The organism is Curtobacterium sp. MCBD17_026 (assembly GCF_003234895.2).
Taxonomy (GTDB): Bacteria; Actinomycetota; Actinomycetes; order Actinomycetales; family Microbacteriaceae; genus Curtobacterium; species Curtobacterium flaccumfaciens.
The window spans coordinates 2,003,982-2,025,957 of the sequence record NZ_CP126281.1; the positions used below are offsets into that span (position 1 = coordinate 2,003,982).

The window sequence follows — 21,976 nt, forward strand, 5'->3', positions numbered from 1 at the left end:
TCAACCCGTGACGACGGTCCGCCCGGACCACGAGAGCCAGGAGAGCGCGCGCGAGCGTGCGCTCTCCTGGCTCCGTCAGGTGTCCGGAGAACTCTCCACCGCGACGATCAAACGGCTCGAGGACACGCTCCCCTGGTACAGCGAGATGCCACCGGGGCGCCGCTCCGCCGTGGGTCTCGTCGCCCAGGCCGGCATCACCTCGTTCATCAGCTGGCTCGAGGGCACCGCGTCGACGCCGTGGATCGCCGCAGCCGACGTCTTCGGGTCCGCCCCGCGGGAACTCCTGCGCTCGGTGAGCCTGCAGCAGACCCTGCAGCTCATCCGCGTCGTGGTGACCGTGGTCGAGGAACGCGCCGCCGACGACGAGATGCTGCAGGAGGCGATCCTCAAGTACTCCCGCGACATCGCGTTCGCCGCCGCGGACGTCTACGCCCGCGCGGCCGAGGCCCGTGGCCTGTGGGATGCCCGGCTCGAAGCGCTCGTGGTCGACTCGATCCTCTCCGGCGAGTACGACGACGAACTGCCGTCCCGCATCGCCGCCCTCGGATGGCACGGCCACGGCGAGGTCGCGGTGCTCGTCGGCACCGCACCGAAGCAGCTCGAGGTCGACCAGGTCCGCCGTACCGCACGGCACATGGACGCCGACGTGCTGGTCGGGGTCCAGGGATCGCGGCTCGTCGTGGTGATCGGCCGCGCCACCCCGCGCGACGACGTCCCCGAGGGCGAGGAGCCCGTCTCCTTCACGACCATCGCGCAGGCCCTCGAACCGCTGTTCGGCGAGGGCCACCTGGTGCTCGGCAACGAGGTCCCCGGCGTCGTCGACGCGTCGACCAGCGCGAAGGCCGCCCTCGCCGGGTTCGCCGTCGCGCGTGCCTGGCGCGGCGTGCCCCGCCCGGCCCTGGCCGACGACCTGCTGCCCGAACGAGCCCTGGCCGGCGACCCGCTCGCCCGGTCGGCCCTGGTGCAGCGCATCTACGTCCCGCTCAAGGACCAGTCCACCGAGCTCCTGCAGACGCTGTGGTGCTACCTGGACACCGGCCGCTCGCTCGAGGCCACGGCGCGCGAGCTCTTCGTGCACCCGAACACCGTGCGCTACCGCCTGCGCCGGGTCGCCGACATCATCGGGTGGGACGCCACGCACGCGCGCGACGCCCTGATCGTGCAATCGGCGCTCATCCTCGGCGCGATGTCCGAGTCCGCGACCGGACGCCGCCGCATCACCCCACGGCGGTAGCGCGCCCCGGCGCTGGAGCACCCCACGGCGGTAGCGCACCCCGGCGCTGGAGCACCCCACGGCGGTGGCGCACCCCGGCGCTGGAGCACCCCGCGGCAGAACGCCAGCCGGCCGAACCCGGCGGACGGTAGAGACCCGACAATGTCGCGCGGGGATTCGTGTGGGAAGTCCACACGGGCCTCGCGGGACGAGAACGCGAGGATTGTCCGGTGATCGTCGTCGTCGCGCCCGGACAGGGCTCCCAGACCCCCGGCTTCCTCGCCCCCTGGCTCGAGGACGCCGCCGTTCGTGAACGAGTCGGGCAGTGGTCGGAGTCGATCGGCGTCGACCTCGCCGAGCACGGCACGAACTCCGACGCGGACACCATCAAGGACACCGCGCTCGCACAGCCCCTCATCGTCGCCGCCGGCCTGGTGACCGCCGACGCGCTGCTCGCCGAGGGCCGTCGTGCCCTGGTGGGCGGGGTCGCCGGACACTCGGTGGGCGAGTTCACCGCCGCCGCGGTCGCCGGGATCCTCGAGCCGACCGACGCCGTCGCCCTGGTCGCCGAGCGCGGCCGGGCCATGGCCGACGCCGCAGCGCTCGAGCCCACCTCGATGGCCGCCGTCCTCGGTGGCGACGCCGACGCCGTGACCGCAGCCCTCGCCGAGCACGGCCTGGTGCCCGCGAACCACAACGGTGGCGGCCAGACCGTCGTCGCCGGTGCGGCCGACGCCATCGCGGCCCTCGCCGCCGACCCGCCCGCCAAGGCCCGTGTGATCCCGCTCGCCGTGGCCGGTGCGTTCCACACGCGGTACATGGCCCCCGCCGTCGAGCGGGTCTCCCCGGTCGCGGCGACCGCCACGGTGCAGGACCCGACCCTGCCGATCTGGACGAACGCCGACGGCTCCCGGGTCGACGACGGTCGCCGCTTCGTCGACCTGATGGTCCAGCAGATCGCGAACCCCGTGCACTGGGACGCGGTCATGGAGTCCTTCTCCACCGCCGGCGTGACCGGCATCATCGAGCTCGCACCCGCCGGTGCCCTCGTCGGCCTCGCGAAGCGCGGCCTCCGCGGCACGCCGACCGTCGCCATCAAGACCCCCGACGACCTGCCTGCGGCGATCGACCTGCTGCAGCGCGCGGGCCAGGAAGCAGACGCAACCGCATGACCGACCCGACCACCCCGACGGACGCGCCCACGGGCCTCCCGACCGGGTCCGCGCGCCCGCTGCTGCAGCAGCGCCGCGGCCACGAGTTCACACGGATCCTGGCGTTCGGCGCCGCCCGCGGCGAGAACGTCGTGCCGAACGACGACCTCGTCGGCCCGATCGACTCGTCCGACGAGTGGATCCGGCAGCGCACCGGCATCATCACCCGCAAGCGCGCCGGCAAGGACGTCGAGGCCGTCGACCTCGCCGAGGCCGCCGCGCGCGAGGCCATCGAGAAGGCCGGCATCGAGCCGTCCCAGATCGGCGTCGTGCTCGTGAGCACCGTCACGCACACGGTCGCGACCCCGTCGATGGCGTCGCTGCTCGCCGAGCGCATCGGCGCCACCCCGGCCGCCGCGTACGACATCAGCGCCGCCTGCGCCGGGTACGCCTACGGCATCGCCCAGGCCGACTCGTTCATCAAGTCCGGGCTCGCCGACCACGTGCTGGTCGTCGGGGCCGAGAAGCTCAGCGACGTCGTCGACCCGACCGACCGCTCGATCTCGTTCCTGCTCGGGGACGGTGCCGGCGCCGCCGTGGTCGGCCCGAGCGACTTCCCGGGCATCGCCCCCACCATCTGGGGTTCCGACGGCTCGAAGTGGGACGCCATCGGCATGACCGCGACCTACAACGAGTGGGAGGCCGGGGCCCCCCGTCCGACGATGCGCCAGGCCGGGCAGACGGTGTTCCGCTGGGCCGTCTGGGAGATGGTCAAGGTCGCCCGCCAGGCGCTCGAGACCGCCGGGGTCCGCCCCGAGGACCTCGCCGCCTTCGTGCCGCACCAGGCGAACATCCGCATCATCGACGAGTTCGCCAAGCAGCTCGGCCTGCCCGAGACCGTGACGATCGCCCGCGACATCACCACCACCGGCAACACCTCCGCCGCGAGCATCCCGCTCGCCACGCACCGCCTGCTCGAGGAGCACCCGGACCTGTCGGGCGGCCTCGCCCTGCAGATCGGTTTCGGCGCCGGACTCGTCTTCGGCGCGCAGGTGGTCGTCCTCCCCTGATCCCCGCCCGGTCGCGCAACCGCGCGCCCGGTCCCCATCCCGACGAGCCTCCGCGCACCCGGACCCCGCGTGCCCTAGGCTGGTCAACGGTCAAACGACACCCCCCTTCAAGGAGAACACTCATGGCCCTGTCCAACGAAGAAGTCCTCGCCGGCCTGGCCGAGCTGATCAACGACGAGACCGGTATCGCCACCGACACCGTCGCCGCCGACAAGTCCTTCACGGACGACCTCGACATCGACTCCATCTCGATGATGACCATCGTGGTCAACGCCGAGGAGAAGTTCGACGTGAAGATCCCGGACGAAGAGGTCAAGAACCTCAAGACCGTGGGCAACGCGGTCGACTACATCGTCAAGGCCCAGGCCTGACACGAGCTTCCTGAGCGCCGCGGCCCGCGGACCCCTGCGGGCCACGGCGCTCATCTTGTTCACCCCAACGAAAGAACACGTCGTCCCATGACCAAGAAGACCGTCGTCGTCACCGGGATCGGTGCGATCTCACCCCTCGCCGCGACCGCCCCGGACACCTGGGACGCGCTGCTCGCCGGCAAGTCCGGCATCACCCGCATCGAGGACCCCCGCTACGCCGAGCTCGAACTCCCCGTGGAGTTCGCCGGCCAGGCGCGCCGGTTCCTCACCGACCAGCTCACCCGCCCCGAGTCGAAGCGCCTCGACCCCTCGTCGCAGCTGTCGCTCGTCGCGGCGCGCGAGGCCTGGGCCGACGCCGGGATCGACGACGAGTCGGTCGTGCCCGAGCGCCTGATCGTCGACTGGGCGACCGGCATCGGCGGCGTGAACACGCTGCTCGACGCCTGGGACACCCTGCGCGAGAAGGGCCCGCGTCGCGTCCTGCCGATGACGGTCCCCATGCTCATGGCGAACGGCCCCGCCGCCGCCATCGAGATGGAGTTCGGTGCCCGTGGCGGTGCCCGTACCTACCTGTCCGCCTGCGCGTCCTCGACCGAGTCGCTGGCCGAGGCGTACCGGCACATCGCCGACGGCGACGCCGACATCGTCATCACCGGTGGCGCCGAAGCCGCGCTGCACCCGCTCCCGCTGGCCGCGTTCGCCGCGATGCAGGCCCTGTCGCGCCGCAACGACTCCCCCGAAACCGCCTCGCGTCCGTACGACGTCACGCGTGACGGCTTCGTGCTCGGTGACGGTGCCGCGGCGCTCATCCTCGAGTCGAAGGAGCACGCGGAAGCCCGCGGCGCGACCATCTACGCCGAGGTCGCCGGTGCCGGCATCACCTCGGACGCCTTCCACATCACCGCGCCGGACCCCGAGGGCAGTGCCGCCGCCCGTGCGGTCCTGCAGGCACTCGAGCACGCCGACGCCAGCCGCGAGGACGTCGTGCACGTCAACGCGCACGCCACCTCGACGCCCGTCGGCGACGTCGCCGAGTACCACGCGATGCGTCGGGTCTTCGGCGACCACCTGGACGACGTCGTGGTGTCCGCGACCAAGGCGTCCACCGGGCACCTGCTCGGTGGTGCCGGAGCGATCGAGGCGGTCTTCACCGTCCTCGCACTGCACAACCGCGTCGCCCCGCCGACGATCAACCTGCACGACCAGGACCCGGAGATCGTCATGGACGTGGCCCGCGAGCCGCGTGCGCTGCCCGAGGGCGACTTGCTCGCGGTCAGCAACTCGTTCGGCTTCGGCGGCCACAACGCCGTGGTCGCGTTCCGCAGCGTCTGATCCGTCGCACCCTGTCAGGAGGCCCGTCCCGCGTCGTCGGGGCGGGCCTGGCGTCGTTCGGGTGGTCGGGTCAGCCGACGCGGTGCAGCCAGACGACCGGGTTGCCCTCGGCCGCGTGGCGGAAGGGCTCGAGCTCGTCGTCCCAGGCCTGACCGAGGGCGAGTCGGAGCTCACGGTGCAGCTCGAGGGCGTTGCTGCCCGCGACCTCCATCGCGTAGCGCACCCGGTCCTCGGGGATGACCATGTTGCCCGTGACGTCGGTCTGTGCGTAGAACACACCGAGGTCGGGCGTGTGCATCCAGCGGCCGCCGTCCGAGGCGCTCGTCGGCTCCTCGGTGACCTCGTACCGCAGGTGTTCCCACCCGCGCAGGGCCGATGCGATCGCGGCACCGGCACCCACCGCACCGGTCCACGTGTACTCGGTCCGGCGCGCACCGTCCTGTGCGGGCTGGTCGAGCCACGAGAAGTTCACGGCGCGGTTCATCGCGCGACCTGCTGCCCATTCGACGTGCGGGCAGAGCGCGCGGGGTGAGGAGTGCACGTAGAGCACTCCTGTCGTCGTTCCGTTCACGGTTCCTCCGATACGTCAGGTGCGACTTCCCCATCGACCTGGTGCGGAGGATCCTGACCCGGGGGCCACGGAACCATCGGTATGCGATTGTGATGTCCCGACGGGACACGCCCATTATGCAGCGCCACGCCTGGGAACGGCAAGGACCCGAACAGATCAGTGCCACGACGACCCGTCAGTGCAGAACGGCACCGCTCGCGTCGACCGGGTGCCGCTCCCCCGCCGTGATCGGTACCGGGACGCGGTTGTCCTCCGGTGGGATCGGACACGCGTACTGGTACGAGAACGCGCACGGCGGCAGGACCAGCCGGTTCCAGTCGAGCTCGACCGTGCCCTCGGCGCCGGGGTCGTCGAGGTACAGGAACCGCCCCATCGAGTAGGTGCTGCCCGGGTCGTCCTCGGGCAGGGCACTCGTGGCGTCCTGCACGATGAGCTGCAGCCGCGCGGCTCCGCGGTGGGCAGCCGACCGGACGGCGACGAAGCGCACCGTGGCACCACCCACGACGGTCTCGACGTGTCCGGCGACCGGCAGGGCGTCGCCGGCGGCGTCACGGACGCTGCCACGGGCCTCCGGGGCGTCCCCGACCAGCGGGACGTACGTACCGGACGTCACCCAGTCGCCGGACCACGCGAAGCGCGCGATCTGCGCGAAGCGGGCGATCGCCTCGGACGACGGGTCCCAGACGCGCAGGGTGTCGCCGCTGACGGTGCCGGCGAAGCCGTCCGGCAGCGCGACGGTCGACGGCACGACGGCGGTGTCCCCGGCCACCAGGACCGTGCCGTCGACCGGGACGCCGTCGACGACGACGCCGTCCGGTGCCTCGGCGGTCACGGTGAGTCCGCCGACGGCCGGGGCCCACGTCCCGGGGACCGGCCAGACCGGCTGCGGGTGGTCGACGTGCTGGGCGTTCACCAGGGCGAGCGGCCCACGGGCACTGCGCGCCCAGCGGTCACGGTCGTGGACGTGCTCGGCGAAGGCGGCGACGACCGCGTCGTCAGGTGTGCCGGTGCCGCTCGTCACGCCTGCTCCTGGCGGGGGTAGATGACCTTCTGCACGATGATGATGACCGACGCCGCGACGGGCAGCGCCACGAGCGCGCCGAGCACGCCGCCGATCGTGCCGCCCGCGACCGCTGCGATGACCACGAGGGCGCCGGGCACCTGGACGGCCCGCGACATGATGCGCGGCGAGATCAGGTAGGCCTCGACCTGCATGTAGACCAGGTAGTAGATGCCCGAGAACAGGGCGGTGGCCGGCGACGCGAAGAAGCAGAGGAGCGAGATCACGATCGCGGCGGCCAGCGTGCCGACCAGCGGGATCAGCGAGCCGAGGAACGCGATGAACGCGAGCAGCACGGGCAGCGGCGCACCGATGATGAGCAGGAAGATGAAGCTCAGGATGCCGTTGATGAGCGCCTGCGACACCTGCCCGACGACGTACCGGCCGACCGCCTGCGTGATCTGCTCGCTCACGTCGATGAAGTTCTGGCGACGCGACGCCGGGACGAACCGGTAGGCCGCGCGCTTCATGCCCCGCATCGACGCGAGGAAGTACAGCATCAGGATGATGACGATGAGCGCCCCGGTGACCCCGGACAGGATCCCGCTGCCGACCGCCAGGATCCCGCCGCCGACGCTGAGCAGGTTGCCCGGCTTCTCGACGAAGGACTGCAGCGACTGCAGCGCGTGGTCGATGTCGAACGACCCGGCGAACTGCTTCGACAGGTCCTGCACCCACGGCTGCTGCGAGATGTCCTGCACGATCTCGGGGAAGTTCTGGACCAGGTTCGAGGTCTGCTCCACCAGGATCGGGACGACGGCGAAGACGATGCCGGCGAAGGCCCCGAGGACGACCACGACGACGATCGTGATGGCGGACCAGCGCGGGATGATCCGCTCCAGGAACGACACGAGGGGGTCGATGCCGAGCGCCAGGAACAGCGCGACCCCGATGTAGACCAGGACCGTGCTCAGCTCGTTGATGATCGACCCGGCGAGCAGCGCGACGAGCACCCCGATCGCGCCCATGAACCCGATGCGGAAGGCGTTCACGCGCACGCCGGTACCGCCACGGGTCACCTCGAAGGTGACGTTCGGTGTCGGTGCGTGGTCGTCCTGCGACGTGTCGCGCTTCCTTGGCATGTGCACGTAGGGCGGGCGGGACTCGAACCCGCGGATCGTTCGGTTATGAGCCGACTGCCTTGACCAGCTTGGCTACCGCCCCTCGCCGGAGACCCTCAGGCCACCGGCTCACCACGATACAGCGACTCGAACGTCGACAGCGTGCGGTTGATGTCGTGTGCCTCGATCATGGCCAGACTGCGTTCCCGCATCGCCACGTACGCCGACTCGGGCGCGGTGAGCACCGTCGTGAGCTTCGCCGCCAGGTCGTCCACGTCGCCCGGGGTGAACAGGTACCCGTTGCCGTCGATCAGGTGCGGCAGCGCCATCGAGTCGGCGGCGACGACGGGCAGACCCGAGGCCATCCCCTCGAGCGAGGAGATGCTCTGCAGTTCCGCCGTGGACGGCATCGCGAACACCGTCGCGTTGGTCAGGGCCTCCTGCTTGCGCTCGTCGGAGACGAAGCCCAGGAACCGCACGCGGTCCTCGAGCCCGAGTTCCTTCGCCAACGCGGTGAGCTTCGGGATCATCTCGCCGTCGCCGACGATGGTCAGCGTCGCGGACAGCTCGGCGGGCAGCAGCGCCACCGCGCGGACCAGCACGTCGAGGTTCTTCTCGGGGGCCACACGACCGACGAACACGATGTCGTTGTTGACCGGGCGTCCCTCGCGCGCCACGTACCGGGACGCGTCGATGCCGCACGAGATCGCGAGGACCTGCTGCCCGGCGATGGCCTTCCGCAGGTAGTCGGCGGCCAGGTTCGTCGGCGTCGTGATGGTGTCGGCCAGCCGGTAGGTCTTGGCGGCGTCGCTCCACGCGATCTTCAGCGCGAGGGGCAGCGTCCACTTGCCGAACGGCGTGTACTCGAGCAGGTTCTCCGGCATGAAGTGGTTGGTCGCGATGACCCGGATGCCGCGGTCGTTCGCCTCGTGCACGATCCCGCGGCCGATGACCACGTGCGACTGGATGTGCAGCACGTCGGGCTTGACGGCGTCGAGGATCGGGCCGGTCCACTTCCGGACGCTCCACGGCCACACGAAGCGCAGCCACGGGTGCAGCGGCCACTTGTACGACTTCAGGCGGTGCACGACGAGCGTGACGCCGTGGTGCTCCTCGTCGAAGGTGCCGTACTGGCGGCTCGAGGCCGGGGCCACGACGTGCACCTCGTGCCCGCGCTCGGCAAGTCCGACGGCGAGCTGCTCGGCGAAGGTGGCGGCGCCGTTGACGTCCGGGGCGAAGGTGTCCGCTGCGATCAGCACGCGCAACGGTCGGTGACCGCCCGTCGCACCCGTCGGTCCGGCGGTGGCGGTGGTGGCGTCTCCTGACACGGCTGAGGTCGTCCTCTCGTGGGCGATGGCTGGTCGGCAGTGACGCTATCGCACCAGGATCGACGGTCGCGTCAGCCGCGCGGATGAGGGCGGCGACCTCCGGCGCGCAGCGAGTGCACCACCGGTTGCGCGGCGAGTGCACCGCCGGGTGCGCGCCGGTCGCCCGCGTCGGCCGGCGTCAGGCCCGGGTCTGCGGGTGGTGCTTGGCGAGCAGGAACACCCCGGTGATGGCGATGCCCGCGGCGACCACGAACCCCGCCACCGCGAACCACGGCGCCCCCGAGGCCTCGCCGAGCACGATGACGCCGATGCCGACCGCGACGATCGGGTCGATCACCGTCAGCCCCGCGATCACGAGGTCGGCCGAACCGCTCGAGTACGCGTTCTGCACGAAGTACCCGCCGAGCGACGCCGCCACGACCACGCCGGCGATGGCGAGCACGGTCAGCCAGTCGAAGGTGCCGTTCACGAACCGGTTCAGCACGACCTTGGCCAGTGTCGCCACGAACCCGTAGAGCACCCCCGCCCCGACGATGTAGTAGAGCGCGCTGCGACGCTTGGCCACCAGGCGGAACGACACCAGCACGAGCACCAGCACGACCGCCAGGATCACCAGCACGGTGACGAGCTGCTGGCGGGTGATCGCGCTCTCGTGCCCGACGAACGCCGCGATCCCGACGAAGATGCCGACACCGATGATGCACGTCCACACGGCCCGCCGGGCACGTCGACCGAGCGGTACGCCCGACGACCGTGACGAGAACCACGTCGTGATGACCAGCGCCACGGCACCCAGGGGCTGCACGACGATCAGGGGCGCGAACGTGATGCTGACCAGCTGCAGCACCACCGCGATGCCGAGCATGAGCGTGCCGAGCACCCAGTAGCCGCTCGAGACGAGTCCGACCACGTGCCGGACGCTCAGCCCCTTCGACTGCCGCCCGAGACGCGCCTCGACCCGCTGCACCCCGCGGCTCTGGAACTGTGCCCCGAGCGACAGGAACACCGCACCGATCAGGGCCACCGGGATCATCAGCGCCTGGAACGGCGTGAGGTTGCTCACGGCGTCCGGCAGCTGGAGGTCCGTCGTCACGCGTCGAGGCTACCGTCCCCCGCCGGATAACCTGGGTGAATGGCCGTTCTCCCGATCCGCATCACCGGCGAACCCGTCCTGCACGAGCGTGCAGCCGAGGTCACCGCGTTCGATGACGACCTCCGCACGCTCGTCGCCGACATGCTCGAGACCATGGACCTGGCCCCCGGCGTCGGCCTGGCCGGACCGCAGGTGGGCGTCGGCAAGCGCCTGTTCGTCTACTCCTACACCGATGACGACGACGTCCTGCACCGGGGCGCCGCCGTCAACCCCGTGCTGTGGATCACGCCCCCGGTCCCCGAGTCCGTCGAGGAACTCGACGAGGACGAGGAGTCCGAGGGCTGCCTGTCGATCCCGGGCGAGCGGTTCCCGCTCCGCCGCTCCGAGAGCGCCCTGCTGCGCGCGTTCGACGAGCACGGCACCCCGTTCGAGGTCGAGGCGCACGGCTGGCTGGCCCGGATCTTCCAGCACGAGTTCGACCACCTGGACGGCTGGCTCTACGCCGACCGCCTGGTGCACCCCTACGGCAAGCAGGTCGCCAAGGCGATCCGCAAGAGCAGCTGGGGCGGGCCCGGCCAGTCCTGGTTGCCGGGTCGCGACCACCCCGAGGGCTGACGCCCGTCCCGCCGCCGCCGGCCCGGCGCCGGTGCGGCGGTCGGCCTGGAGGCCCGGCTCAGCCCCGGTAGGCCGCCAGTGCGTCCCGCAGGTGGTCGGTCTCCGGGTGCCCGGGGCAGTACCGCAGGAGGCCTGCGGCCACGTGCGCACCGCGCTCGTCGGCGACCGCCGACGTCCACGGGTCCGAGCCACGCACGGCGCAGGCGCTCGCGAGCTCGACCAGGGTCGCGTCGCCACGCGCCGCCGTCACCGCGGCCTGCTGCTGGCTGGACGGCACCGAGCCGGTCAGGCGCTTCGCCGAGCAGTCGGCGCGCTCGGCCTCCCACACCGCCGAGTAGGTCGTGTAGGTCGCACTGTCCGATCCGTCGCTGTTGCAGACGAACGCGAAGACCACCGGCGACGCTCCCGAGCCCAGCCCCGTGTCCGAGCTCGTCGGGTCCTCGGACGCATCGGTGTCGGGGCCGACACTGCTGCAGCCGGTGAGCACCGCCGTCACGGCGACGACGACGCCCAGGAGCGCGAGTCGAGGCGAACGAGAACGGTGCACCTGAGAACGCTAACAGCATCGACCTGGCGTGAGCCGCGCGATCGTCGATCCCGGTGCGCTGGCTCAGGCCGGCAGTGGGCTCCGCCGAGCCTGACGAGGGCGCCGGATCGTCGGGAACGCAAAAGGCCCCCACCCCGAAGGATGAGGACCTGTCGCTCCCCGAGTTGGACTCGAACCAACAACCTGCCGGTTAACAGCCGGCTGCTCTGCCAATTGAGCTATCGAGGATCACTGTTCGCTGGCGAATGACGTGCGAACAACGGGTAACAGCATAGCAGGACCCTGGCGCCCTCCACCGCATCGGACACGCCGCCCGGGCGCGCCGCGACGTGGAGCCCCCGTGTCAGTACCCGGCGTCCGGGTCGACGACGCCGACGAAGCCCTCGCCGTCGCCCCTGAGGAACGCCGCGGCGTTCAGCCGGACGCGCTCGGCGAGCAGGGGCGCGACCATGTCCGGGGTGTCGGCCTGGTGCGGGGTGATGACCGCGCCGGTCTCGGACCACAGCGGGTGACCGTCGGGCAGCGGTTCGGGGTCGGTGACGTCGAGGCCGGCCGCGGCGATCTCCCCCGTGCGCAGGGCGTCGACCAGGGCGTCGGTGTCGACGAGTCCGCCGCGCGCGATGTTCACGAGCCGGGCGGAGGGTTTCATGATCCGGAACTGCCGCTCGCCGAAGAGCTTCGCGGTGCCCGAGGTCATCGCCGCCGCGATCATCACGACGTCGGCGTCGGGCAGGACCCGGTCGAGCTCGTCGGTGGTGACGGTCCGCGCGGCTCCCGGGACGGGGTCGGGCGAGCGGCGCACGACGGTGACGTCGACGTCGAACGGCGCGAGCAGCCGGAGGTACTCGAGCGCGATCCCGCCGGCACCGATCACGACGACGTTCCGCCCGTACAGCGAGACACCCTCGGGCTCGGTCGCCCACGACGACGCACGGGCGCGCTTCTGCAGGACCCGGAGCGTGCCGAGGGTCAACGCCAGCGCGTGCTCGGCGACCGGCTCCGCGTACGCACCCTTGGCCGAGGTGAACAGCACGCGGTCGCCGTGCTCCTGGATCAGGTGTGCGAAGGCGTCGACGCCGGCGAACGGCAGCTGCACCCAGCCCACCCCGGGTGCGGACGACAGGGCGTCGGCGAGACCGGACGGGTCGCGGGGGTCGAGCCAGACGACCCCGCGGGTGTCGGCGTCGAGCGGCGCGACGGTGCCCCCGGCCTCGGTCACGGCGTCCACGTGCAGGTCCGTCGGCTCCGGCAGCACGGCGACGGGCCCGGGCTGCGGGGCCTCGATCGGCAGCGGTGCACCCGACGTGGGGACGACGGCGCGGTGACCCCGTGGGCCCTGGTCCGGGGTGCTCATGCGTTCTCCTGACGGTCGGTGCGCGGGCCGGTGCCGGCGGCGAGCGGACGGCGCGGCGCCGACGAACGGCGGGACGTGCTCGGTGCCGGACGACGCTTCACCCCGCGGGCCGCGGTCGAGGCGAGGGTCTTCACGTAGGGGTCGACGGGGTTGTCGAGGACCTCGTCGAAGGTGCCGAGCCCGACGAGCCGGGCATCGGCCATCACGGCGACGCGGTCGGCGAGGGCGCGGGCCTCGCGCAGGTCGCTGGACACGACGACGGCCGAGAACTGCCGGCCGCGCTGCAGGGTCGCCAGGGCCTCGAGCACGGACTGCCGCACGAGCACGTCGACGCCGCGTGCCGGTTCGTCCGCGACCAGCAGCTGGGGCTCGAGCACGAGCGCCTTCGCCAGGGCGACACGCTGGCGCTGACCGCTCGAGAGCTCCCACGTGTTCAGGCGCATCGCCCCGAGCGGCAGGTGCACCGCGTCGAGCAGCCGGGCCACGATGAGCCCGGCCTCGCGCCGGTCGAACCGGCGGTCGCGTGCGTAGATCGGTTCGGCGACGGCCTCGCCCACGGTCAGGTCCGGGCTGAGCCGGTCGGCGCCGTCCTGCGGCAGGTAGCCGATCCGACCGCTCAGCCGTTCGAGCTTGCGCGACGAGGGACGGAGGCCCCGGGTCTTCTGGCCGAGCACGGTCAGCTCGCCGCCGACGATGTGCCGACGGAGGGCCCCCTCGCCCTCGCCGTGGGATCCGAGCTGGCCGGCGATGGCGGCGGCGAAGGTCGACTTGCCCGAGCCCGACTCACCGAGCAGGGCGAGGATCTCCCCCTGCCGGACCGTGAGGCTCACGCCGTCGACGGCCCGGATGGACTCGCCCCCGCGTCCGCCCCGGTACTCGATCGACACGTCGTCCGCGACGACCGCCGGTCCGTTGACCGCGATCATGGGTCCCCTTCCACGCCGCCCCCTGGCGGCGGTTCGCGACGGACCGCCCTGGCAGGTCCGTCGTGCGTACAGCAGTGGAGCCGACCACCCTGGAGGCCCGGCGTGCGTCGACGACGCTGGCCGGGCCTCCAGGGTGGGTCGCCCCGGGTCAGGACCCGGCGTGCTCCAGTCGCTCCAGCGTACGCCGTCGCTCCGCCTGCTCCGCTGGATCCGGCACCGGCAGCGACGCGAGGAGCCGCTGCGTGTAGGGGTGCTGCGGCGCGCCGAGGACCTGCGCCGTCGTGCCCGTCTCGACCAGGTCGCCGCGGTACAGCACCGCGATCCGGTCGGACAGCGCGCCGACGACCGCGAGGTCGTGGCTGATGAACAGCGAGGCGAAGCCGAGGTCCTGCTGGAGCTCGAGGAAGAGCTCGAGCACGCGCGCCTGCACGGACACGTCGAGCGCACTCGTCGGCTCGTCGGCGATGAGCAGCTTCGGCCGGAGCGCGAGCGACCGGGCGAGCGACGCGCGCTGGCGCTGCCCACCGGAGAGCTCGTGCGGGTAGCGGTCGCCGTACGCGGCCGGCAGCTGCACGGCCTCGAGCAGCTCGTCGACCCGCTTGCGCGCGGCACGGGGGCTCGAGACCTCCTTGTGCACGACCAACGGCTCGGCGACGCACTCCGCGATCGTCAGCAGCGGGTTGAACGAGGTCGCCGGGTCCTGGAACACGAACCCGATGTCCTTCCGCAGGTGCTTGAAGTCGCGTTCGCGGTACCCGAGCATCTCGGCGCCGAGGACCTTGAGCGAGCCGCCGGTGACCTTCGTCAGGCCCGCCATGGCCCGGCCGATCGTGGTCTTGCCGGAGCCGGACTCCCCCACCAGGCCGAGGACCTCTCCCGGGCGGATCGCCAGGTCGACGCCCTTGACGGCCTTGAACGCCGGCGATCCGAGCCGCCCGGGGTACTCGATCTCGAGCCCCTTCGCCTCGACCAGCGGTGTGACGTCCTCGGAGATCGCGGCGCGTCGGGCCACCCCGGTGGACGCCTCGAGCCGGGGCACCGCCGCGAGCAGCCGCCTGGTGTAGTCGGCCTGCGGCGTCGCGAACAGCGCCGTCGCCGTGGCCTCTTCGACGATCTCGCCCTGGTACATCACGGCGACGCGGTCGGCCAGGTCGGCGACCACGCCCATGTTGTGCGTGATGACGACGATCGCGGTACCGAACTCGTCACGGCAGCGGCGCAGCAGGTCGAGGATCTCGGCCTGCACCGTCACGTCGAGCGCCGTCGTCGGCTCGTCCGCGATGATGACGCTCGGCTCCAGGGCCAGCGCGCTCGCGATGACCACGCGCTGCTTCTGCCCGCCGGAGAACTGGTGCGGGTAGTGGTCGACGCGGGTCTCGGGGTCGGGGATGCCGACGCGACCGAGGTAGTCGATGGCCTTCGCCCGTGCCTCCTTCTTCGACATGCCGCCGTGGGCGCGGAGCCCCTCGGCGATCTGCCACCCGACGGTGAAGACCGGGTTGAGCGCGGTCGACGGTTCCTGGAACACCATCGCCCCGGCCGTTCCGCGCAGGCTGCGGAGCTTCTGCGCACCGACGCTCACCACGTCGGTGCCCTCGAGCAGCACCGCGCCGCCGAGCGTCGCCGTCTCCGGCATGAGCCGCAGCATGCTGCGCGCCGTGACGGACTTGCCCGAGCCGGACTCGCCGACGAGGGCGAGCACCTCGCCGGGGCGCACGTCGAGGCTGACGCCCTTGACCGCGTCGACGGCGCCGCCGTCGGTCGCGAACGTGACGGTCAGGTCGTCCACGACGACGACGGGCTCGGTGGTGGTGTCGCCCGGTTGCAGGCGGGTGGTCGGGGTCATGCGCCCGTCCCTTCCGTGTCGTTCCCGGCGTTGCGCGGTGCCTCGGCGTCGCGCGCGTCGCGTGTTTCCCGCGTTTCTCTCGTGGACACGAGTTGCTTCAGGCGTCGGCGTGCACGCAGGCGGGGATCGGAGATGTCGTTCAGGCTCTCGCCGATGAAGGTCACACCGAGCACGAGCACCACGATCGCGACACCCGGGTAGACACCGGTCCACCAGACGCCGCTCGCGACGTCCGAGAGCGCGCGGCTCAGGTCGTAGCCCCACTCGGCGCCGGACGTCGGGCCGATGCCGAACCCGAGGAAGCCGAGGCCGGCCAGGGTCAGGATCGCGTCGCTCGCGTTGAGCGTCAGGATGAGCGGCAGGGAACGGGTCGAGTTCCGCAGGACGTGCCGCGTCATGATGCGCCACGGGTTCGTGCCCATCACGCGCGCCGACTCGACGAACGCGTCGTTCTTCAGCCGGACGGCCTCGGCACGGACCACGCGGAAGTACTGCGGCACGTAGACGACGGTGATCGAGATCGCCGCCGCGATGATGCCGCCCGAGTAGCTCGAGTTGCCGCCGGAGATGACGATGGACACGATGATCGCGAGCAGCAGCGACGGGAACGCGTAGATGGCGTCGGCCACGACCACCAGGACGCGGTCGAGCCAGCCGCCCAGGTACCCGGAGACCATGCCGAGCAGGACGCCGACGATGATCGAGACGATCACGGCGACGATGACGACGAGCACGGCCGTGCGGGCTCCGTAGAGCACGCGGCTGAACACGTCGAAGCCGCCGACCGTGGTGCCCCAGATGTGCTCGGCACTCGGTGCGCCCGTGCGCGGGAAGCTCTGCCCGTCCGCGCCCTGCAGCTGGCCGAAGCCGTACGGGGCGAGGAGCGGTGCGAAGACCGCGACGAGCAGGTAGAGGGCGCAGATGACCACGCCGACGATGAGCATGGCGCGCTGCCAGCCGGTGCTCCGGCGGAGCTGGACCACCACGGGGAGCCGCTTCCAGAGCGGCTCGTGGCGGTCGACGAGGGTGGTGTCGACCATCGTCAGAACCTCACTCTCGGGTCGATCAGGGCGGCGACGACGTCGACGATGAAGTTGGTCACCGCGACGATCACCGCCAGCATCGCGACGATGCCCTGCACCGCGACGAAGTCACGGGCCGACAGGTACTGGTTGAGCTCGAAGCCCAGGCCGCGCCACCCGAAGGTCGTCTCGGTGAGCACCGAGCCGCCCAGGAGCATCGCGATCTGCAGCCCCATCACGGTGATGATCGGCACGAGGGCCGGACGGAACGCGTGGGTGCGGACGAGCCGCGATTCGCGCACGCCGCGGGACCGGGCGGCGTCGACGTACTCCGAGCCGAGCGACCCGATCATGTTCGCGCGCACCAGGCGCAGGAAGATGCCCGCCGTCAGCAGACCGAGCGTCAGCGCGGGCAGGACGGCGTGCTGCAGCACGTCGCCGATGACCGCGGCGTTGCCGGTGCGGAGCGCGTCGATGATGTAGATGCCGCTCGCGCCCGGGATGCCGTCGAGGATGAGCGACACGCGGGTCGAGGCACGGTCGCCGAGGGGCAGCCAGCCGAGCCACACCGAGAAGACGAGCTTGAGCAGCAGACCACCGAAGAACACCGGCGTGGCGTAGGTCAGGATCGCGAGCGCACGGAGCAGCACGTCCGGCCACTTGTCGCGCGTGTACGCGGCGAGCATGCCGAGCGGGATGCCGAGCACGAGCGCGACGATGAGCGCGTAGAACACGAGCTCCGCGGTCGCGCCGCCGTACGTGACGATGATGTCGGTGATCGGACGGTTGTCCGTCGACGAGGTGCCGAAGTCACCGCGCAGGATGTTGCCGAGGTACTCGAAGTACTGCACGAGCACCGGCCGGTCGTACCCGGCGGCGTGCAGGCGTTCCTGCAGCTGGCTCGGCGTGAGACGACCGCCGACCGATGCGGTGATCGGGTTCCCGATGACGCGCATCAGGAAGAACACGAGCGTCACCAGGATGAAGACGGTCGGGATGATGAGGAGGAACCTGACGAGGATGTACCGGCCGAGTCCGCCGCCACTGTTCTTGGCACTGCGTTGTGCCTGTGGCTTGGTGGGATCGGTGCCGTTCACGTCCTGCGTCGCCTCGGGAGTGCTGAGGGTCACGGGGTGTGTGCCTTTCGTCGCCGTTGCACAGGCACGCGGGCGTTCCTCGTGGGAACGCCCGCGGCCTGCACGTGGGGCTTGGTGCTACTTGCTCAGGGTGGCGTACCGGAACTTGAACGAGGCGTCGAGGGTCAGGCCCTTGACGTCCTTGCCGGCGACCGCGACGGACTTGCCCTGCAGCAGCGGCAGCGTCGAGATCTGGGTGGCCTCGCGCTCCTGGGCCTGCTCGATCAGGTCAGCACGCTTGTCCGTGTCGGACTCGGCCTGCTCCTTCGCGATGAGGTCCTGGATCTCCGGGTCGTCGTAGTGGTTCTGGACGAAGTTCTCCTTGGTGAAGAACGGCGACAGGTAGTTGTCGGCGTCGGAGAAGTCCGGGAACCAGCCGAGCTGGTACACGGGGTAGGCGTCCTTGGTGCGCTCCTGCGCGTAGGTCGTGTAGACCGTCGACTGGATGTTGACGGTGAACAGACCGGAGTCCTCGAGCTGCTGCTTGAGCAGCGCGTACTCGTCGTCCGAGGCCGAACCGTAGTGGTCGGGCGCGTACTGGATGTCGAGCTGCACCTTGCCCGTGACGCCGGCGTCGGACAGCGTCTTCTTCGCCTTGGACACGTCCGCGCCGCCGTCGCCGTCGCCGTACATCTCCTTGAACGGCTGGACCGCGCCGGTCAGGCCGTCCGGGACCATCGAGTACAGCGGGGTGAAGGTGTCGTTGTAGACCTCCTTCGCGAGCTGGGCACGGTCGACGACGTCGGCAGCGGCCTGACGCACGGCCAGGGCCTTCGCCTCGTCGGCGTCGTCCTGCCCGGTGCCGAACGGCTGGGTCTTGAAGTTGAAGACCACGTAGCGGATCTCGCCGCCGGGGCCGTCGGTGACCTTGAGGGAGTCGTCCTTGCGCAGGTCCGAGATGTCGGTCGGCGTCAGGGAGCGGTACGCCACGTCGACGTCGCCCTTCTGCACGGCGAGCTTGAGGTCGGTCTCCTTGGTGTAGTAGCTGGCGGTGACCTCGTCGGTCTTCGCCTTGCCGAGCAGGCCGTCGTACTTCGGGTTCGTCTTGTACTGGATCGTGTCGTTCTCCTTGTAGGAGCTGATCTGGTACTGGCCGGCGAAGGCCTTGCCCTTGACGATGTCGTCGGCGCTGGTGAGCTTCGTCGCGCTGAAGACGTCCTCGTCGACGATCGGACCCGCGGGGCTCGAGAGCACCTGCGGCCAGGTCTGGTCGGCGTGGTCGAGGTTGAACACCACGGTGGTGTCGTCCGGGGTGTCGATGCTCTTGAGGTTGGCCAGCAGCGACTGCGGACCGTTCTCGTTGTTGATCTTCAGCTCGCGGTCGAACGAGAACTTCACGTCGCTCGACGTGAGCTTGTTGCCGTTCGCGAACTCGAGCCCGTCCTTGAGGGTGACCTCGTAGGTGGTCGGGTTCGTGAACTCCGCCTTCGTGGCGATGTCCGGCTCGACGTCCGGACTCCCCACGGGCGTGTTCATCAGGAACGGGAACACCTGGTTCTGCACGGCGAAGGAGCCGTTGTCGTAGGAACCGGCCGGGTCGAGGGACGTGATCTTGTCCGTCGTCCCGATGCTCAGGCCGTTCAGTTCGGTGTCACTCACGCTGCTGCTCGCGCAGCCGGTCAGCACCAGCGCCGTCGCTGCTGCACCGGCGCCGAGCGCGATGCCGCGCTTGCCCCACTTGGTCACGGATGCCATGTCCGCTGCCTCTCTGGTCATGATTGCAAGAGTCCTGAGCCGGAGGGTGGTACGTCTGTGTGCCCGGCCAGGAACGCTCATTGGTATCACCCTGTCACGGAACAGAACGAACCGGGGGCGATTTGTTTACACCGCTGTAATGCACGGGCCCGTCGCGTGATGCATGATTCCGCCGGAGTCGAGCGGCGCGTCACGCACGAATGTTGCGTGGTGCAACCTGGGTCGTCGGGCGCTCGTTCCCGGTCGTGCCCGCCCCCAGAGCGCCCGAACTGCCGTCCGACGGGCCGCCAGCCGACGGTTCGTGCCACCTCGGTGGTGCGCTGGCGGCGCGTCGTGCGACCTCGCACACCCCGGCCTGGAGGCCCGCCCCACGTCCGTCCGCCCCGCCCGGCGCCCCCGGCCGACTGGTCACGACTCCCCGCCCGCCACACCCCGAGCGGTCACGTCCCGTCGGCCGGACCCCGCCCAGCCGACGGTCTGCGACCACTCGACGCCCCACACGCGACGCGTCACGACCACTCACGCACCCCCGAAAACACACGAACTGCCGCTCGCAGCCCCACCGGGCAACAGTTCGCGCGACCCCGGCGAGACGCACACGGCGCGTCGTGCGACCTCGTGCACGTCCGGCACCGGCCGCGCGAAGAGGGCTAGGACGCCTCCGCGTCGGCGCGCAACCGCATCCGCTGCCCGTCGATGTCGACGAGCTGCCGCTGGATCTCGGCGCGACGCTCGGCCTGCTCGTGCGGGTCGGCGCGCTGCAGCTGTCCGAGCAACGAGGCCTTGCGGGCGAGCAGGTCGCGCTCGACCAGGGCCACGACGATGCTCCGGCAGTAGGCCGCCAGGTCCTCCGCGTTGCGTGCGGGGATCGGTGCGAGGGCGAGTTCGTGCGTCAGGGTGCGGAGGGGCGCCGGCACGTCGGCGAGCAGCCGGTCGAGCCAGTCCCCCGCGCCGATGACGTCGACGTTGGCGACCACGGCGTCCCGCACGGCGGCGAGCATCGGCGTCGAGAACGTGGCCGACGCGGCGAGCCCGAGCATCGGTGCTCCGACGGACGTGGGCTGCTGCACCATCGCCATCACGGCGTCGCGCTCCATGCGGCTGATCGGGTCGTTCGGCAGCGAGCGGATCCCGGCGACGGGCTCGTCGGGGGTGTCGGCCCCGTCGGTGCCGGTGCCGGCACGGCCGTCACGCCCCGTGCCTGCGGACCGGTCGTCCTGGCCGGCGGAGCCCGCACGGCGCCGGGCGGTCTCGACCGACCGACGGACCTCGGGGATCTCCATGCCGAGCCAGCCGGCGAGTTCGCGGACGTACCCCTGCGTCAGTGAGCGGTCGCGGATGCCCGCGAGTACAGGCGCAGCCGCGCGGAGCGCCCCGACGCGACCCTCGACGGTCTCGAGGTCGTGGCCGTCCAGGGTGCGGCGGATCATGAACTCGAACATCGGGCGCTTGTTCGTGACCAGTCGGCGGATGGCGTCGTCACCGCGGGCGAGCCGGAGGTCGCACGGGTCGAGCCCGCCGGGCGCCACGGCGACGTAGGTCTGGGCCGCGAAGCGCTGTTCTTCCGCGAAGGCACGCGAGGCGGCACGCTGCCCGGCCTCGTCGGGGTCGAACGTGAACACGACCTCACCGTTGGCGTTCGGGTCGGCGCCGGCCAGGTCACCGAGCATCGGGCGCAGCACCTTGATGTGGTCGACGCCGAACGACGTGCCGCAGGTGGCGACGGCGGTCGTGACGCCCGCGACGTGGCACGCCATCACGTCGGTGTAGCCCTCGACGATGACGACCTGCTTCTGCTTCGAGATGTCGCGACGGGCCAGGTCGAGCCCGTAGAGCACCTGGCTCTTGTGGTAGATCGGGGTCTCGGGCGTGTTGAGGTACTTGGGACCCTTGTCGTCCTCGAGCAGGCGGCGCGCGCCGAAGCCGATGGTCGCCCCGGTGACGTCGCGGATCGGCCACATCAGACGCCCGCGGAACCGGTCGTACGGCGAGCGGTCGCCCTGGCTGACGAGGCCGGCGGACACGAGTTCTTCCATCGTGAAGCCGCGCCCGCGCAGGTGGTCCTTGAGCATGTCGTAAGACTTCGGCGCGAACCCGACGCCGAAGTGCTGGGCGGCCGAGGGGTCGAACCCGCGCTCCCCCAGGAACCGGCGGGCGGGGTCGGCGGCAGCGGTGGTGAGCTGCCCCGTGAAGTACTCGAGCGCGGCTTCGTTCGCGGCGATCAGCCGGGCCCGGGTGTTGTAGTCGGTGCGCGGCCCGTCGCCCTCTTCGTAGTGCAGGGTGAAGCCGATCTTCGCGGCCATGCGCTCGACGGCCTCGGCGAAGGTGGTGTGGTCCTGCGCCATGATGAAGCTGAAGACGTCGCCGTCCTCGCCGCAGCCGAAGCAGTGGTAGCGGCCGACCTGGGGTCGGACGTGGAACGACGGCGAGCGTTCGTCGTGGAAGGGGCAGAGGCCCTTCATCGACCCGACGCCCGCGTGCTTCAGCGTGACGTAGTCGCCCACGACGTCGGCGATGTTGACACGCGAGCGGACCTCGTCGATGTCGTTCCGCGCGATCCTGCCAGCCACCCCTCGATCCTAGTT

At 71.1% G+C, this 21,976-nt stretch carries 19 protein-coding genes and 2 tRNA genes; 6 read left to right on the forward strand and 15 right to left on the reverse strand.

Annotation, left to right across the window (positions count from 1 at the left end; genetic code table 11):
• Nucleotides 1–7: 7 nt before the first annotated feature.
• The 5 genes from DEI85_RS09470 (at nucleotide 8) to DEI85_RS09490 (ending at nucleotide 5,137) form a co-directional block, all read left to right on the forward strand.
• The gene (locus DEI85_RS09470) at nucleotides 8–1,234 is read left to right on the forward strand and encodes a PucR family transcriptional regulator (protein WP_027465341.1); all 1,227 of its coding nucleotides are present in this window, start codon (nucleotides 8–10) and stop codon (nucleotides 1,232–1,234) included.
• Nucleotides 1,235–1,443: 209 nt separating this feature from the next.
• On the forward strand, nucleotides 1,444–2,385 hold the full coding sequence (locus tag DEI85_RS09475) for an ACP S-malonyltransferase (RefSeq protein ID WP_111124004.1): 942 nt from the start codon (nucleotides 1,444–1,446) through the stop codon (nucleotides 2,383–2,385).
• Nucleotides 2,382–3,434 carry a beta-ketoacyl-ACP synthase III gene (locus tag DEI85_RS09480; RefSeq protein WP_258370377.1) on the forward strand — a complete coding sequence of 351 codons (1,053 nt, stop codon included), beginning with the start codon at nucleotides 2,382–2,384 and terminating at the stop codon, nucleotides 3,432–3,434. Before DEI85_RS09475 ends, DEI85_RS09480 begins: the two co-directional genes overlap by 4 nt.
• Nucleotides 3,435–3,556: 122 nt before the next feature.
• The gene (locus tag DEI85_RS09485) at nucleotides 3,557–3,805 is read left to right on the forward strand and encodes an acyl carrier protein (protein WP_017886710.1); all 249 of its coding nucleotides are present in this window, start codon (nucleotides 3,557–3,559) and stop codon (nucleotides 3,803–3,805) included.
• An 87-nt stretch (nucleotides 3,806–3,892) separates the two neighbouring features.
• Nucleotides 3,893–5,137: a beta-ketoacyl-[acyl-carrier-protein] synthase family protein gene (locus DEI85_RS09490; RefSeq protein ID WP_110862099.1), complete on the forward strand. Its 1,245-nt coding sequence runs from the start codon at nucleotides 3,893–3,895 to the stop codon at nucleotides 5,135–5,137.
• 70 nt (nucleotides 5,138–5,207) lie between these two features.
• Here DEI85_RS09490 and DEI85_RS09495 read toward each other — a convergent pair whose 3' ends face one another.
• From DEI85_RS09495 to DEI85_RS09520, 6 genes are all read right to left on the reverse strand, one after another.
• The gene (locus DEI85_RS09495; protein ID WP_027465337.1) at nucleotides 5,208–5,708 is read right to left on the reverse strand and encodes a DUF3145 domain-containing protein; all 501 of its coding nucleotides are present in this window, start codon (nucleotides 5,706–5,708) and stop codon (nucleotides 5,208–5,210) included.
• Nucleotides 5,709–5,883: 175 nt separating this feature from the next.
• Nucleotides 5,884–6,729, reverse strand: coding sequence for a DUF1684 domain-containing protein (locus tag DEI85_RS09500; protein WP_111124005.1), 846 nt, complete (start codon nucleotides 6,727–6,729; stop codon nucleotides 5,884–5,886).
• Nucleotides 6,726–7,850: an AI-2E family transporter gene (locus DEI85_RS09505; RefSeq protein ID WP_173033412.1), complete on the reverse strand. Its 1,125-nt coding sequence runs from the start codon at nucleotides 7,848–7,850 to the stop codon at nucleotides 6,726–6,728. The genes DEI85_RS09500 and DEI85_RS09505 overlap by 4 nt, the downstream gene beginning before the upstream one ends.
• A 7-nt stretch (nucleotides 7,851–7,857) precedes the next feature.
• Nucleotides 7,858–7,932, reverse strand: a tRNA-Ile gene (locus tag DEI85_RS09510).
• 13 nt (nucleotides 7,933–7,945) lie between these two features.
• Complete coding sequence (locus DEI85_RS09515; RefSeq protein WP_110862095.1) at nucleotides 7,946–9,157, reverse strand: glycosyltransferase; 1,212 nt, start codon at nucleotides 9,155–9,157, stop codon at nucleotides 7,946–7,948.
• A gap of 178 nt (nucleotides 9,158–9,335) precedes the next feature.
• Nucleotides 9,336–10,250, reverse strand: coding sequence for a DMT family transporter (locus DEI85_RS09520; RefSeq protein ID WP_181420136.1), 915 nt, complete (start codon nucleotides 10,248–10,250; stop codon nucleotides 9,336–9,338).
• 39 nt (nucleotides 10,251–10,289) lie between these two features.
• On the opposite strand from DEI85_RS09520, the gene def reads away from it, so the two are divergent.
• The gene (gene def / locus DEI85_RS09525) at nucleotides 10,290–10,865 is read left to right on the forward strand and encodes a peptide deformylase (RefSeq protein WP_111124006.1); all 576 of its coding nucleotides are present in this window, start codon (nucleotides 10,290–10,292) and stop codon (nucleotides 10,863–10,865) included.
• 58 nt (nucleotides 10,866–10,923) lie between these two features.
• Here def and DEI85_RS09530 read toward each other — a convergent pair whose 3' ends face one another.
• From DEI85_RS09530 to dnaG, 9 genes are all read right to left on the reverse strand, one after another.
• Nucleotides 10,924–11,412 (reverse strand): hypothetical protein, encoded by a 489-nt coding sequence (locus DEI85_RS09530; RefSeq protein WP_111124007.1) that lies wholly within the window; start codon nucleotides 11,410–11,412, stop codon nucleotides 10,924–10,926.
• Nucleotides 11,413–11,567: 155 nt separating this feature from the next.
• Nucleotides 11,568–11,640 (reverse strand) — tRNA-Asn (locus DEI85_RS09535).
• A gap of 115 nt (nucleotides 11,641–11,755) precedes the next feature.
• Nucleotides 11,756–12,766, reverse strand: coding sequence for a D-isomer specific 2-hydroxyacid dehydrogenase family protein (locus DEI85_RS09540; protein ID WP_258376384.1), 1,011 nt, complete (start codon nucleotides 12,764–12,766; stop codon nucleotides 11,756–11,758).
• Nucleotides 12,763–13,692 carry an ATP-binding cassette domain-containing protein gene (locus tag DEI85_RS09545; RefSeq protein WP_110862089.1) on the reverse strand — a complete coding sequence of 310 codons (930 nt, stop codon included), beginning with the start codon at nucleotides 13,690–13,692 and terminating at the stop codon, nucleotides 12,763–12,765. Before DEI85_RS09545 ends, DEI85_RS09540 begins: the two co-directional genes overlap by 4 nt.
• 148 nt (nucleotides 13,693–13,840) lie before the next feature.
• Nucleotides 13,841–15,538 (reverse strand): ABC transporter ATP-binding protein, encoded by a 1,698-nt coding sequence (locus tag DEI85_RS09550; RefSeq protein WP_111124008.1) that lies wholly within the window; start codon nucleotides 15,536–15,538, stop codon nucleotides 13,841–13,843.
• Nucleotides 15,535–16,578 (reverse strand): ABC transporter permease, encoded by a 1,044-nt coding sequence (locus tag DEI85_RS09555; RefSeq protein ID WP_110862085.1) that lies wholly within the window; start codon nucleotides 16,576–16,578, stop codon nucleotides 15,535–15,537. Before DEI85_RS09555 ends, DEI85_RS09550 begins: the two co-directional genes overlap by 4 nt.
• A 2-nt stretch (nucleotides 16,579–16,580) precedes the next feature.
• Nucleotides 16,581–17,657: an ABC transporter permease gene (locus DEI85_RS09560; protein ID WP_083404423.1), complete on the reverse strand. Its 1,077-nt coding sequence runs from the start codon at nucleotides 17,655–17,657 to the stop codon at nucleotides 16,581–16,583.
• Nucleotides 17,658–17,774: 117 nt separating this feature from the next.
• A complete protein-coding gene (locus DEI85_RS09565; RefSeq protein ID WP_111091405.1) occupies nucleotides 17,775–19,391 on the reverse strand; it encodes an ABC transporter substrate-binding protein in 1,617 nt (538 codons plus the stop codon).
• 650 nt (nucleotides 19,392–20,041) lie between these two features.
• On the reverse strand, nucleotides 20,042–21,961 hold the full coding sequence (gene dnaG / locus DEI85_RS09570) for a DNA primase (RefSeq protein WP_110860459.1): 1,920 nt from the start codon (nucleotides 21,959–21,961) through the stop codon (nucleotides 20,042–20,044).
• Nucleotides 21,962–21,976: the final 15 nt, after the last annotated feature.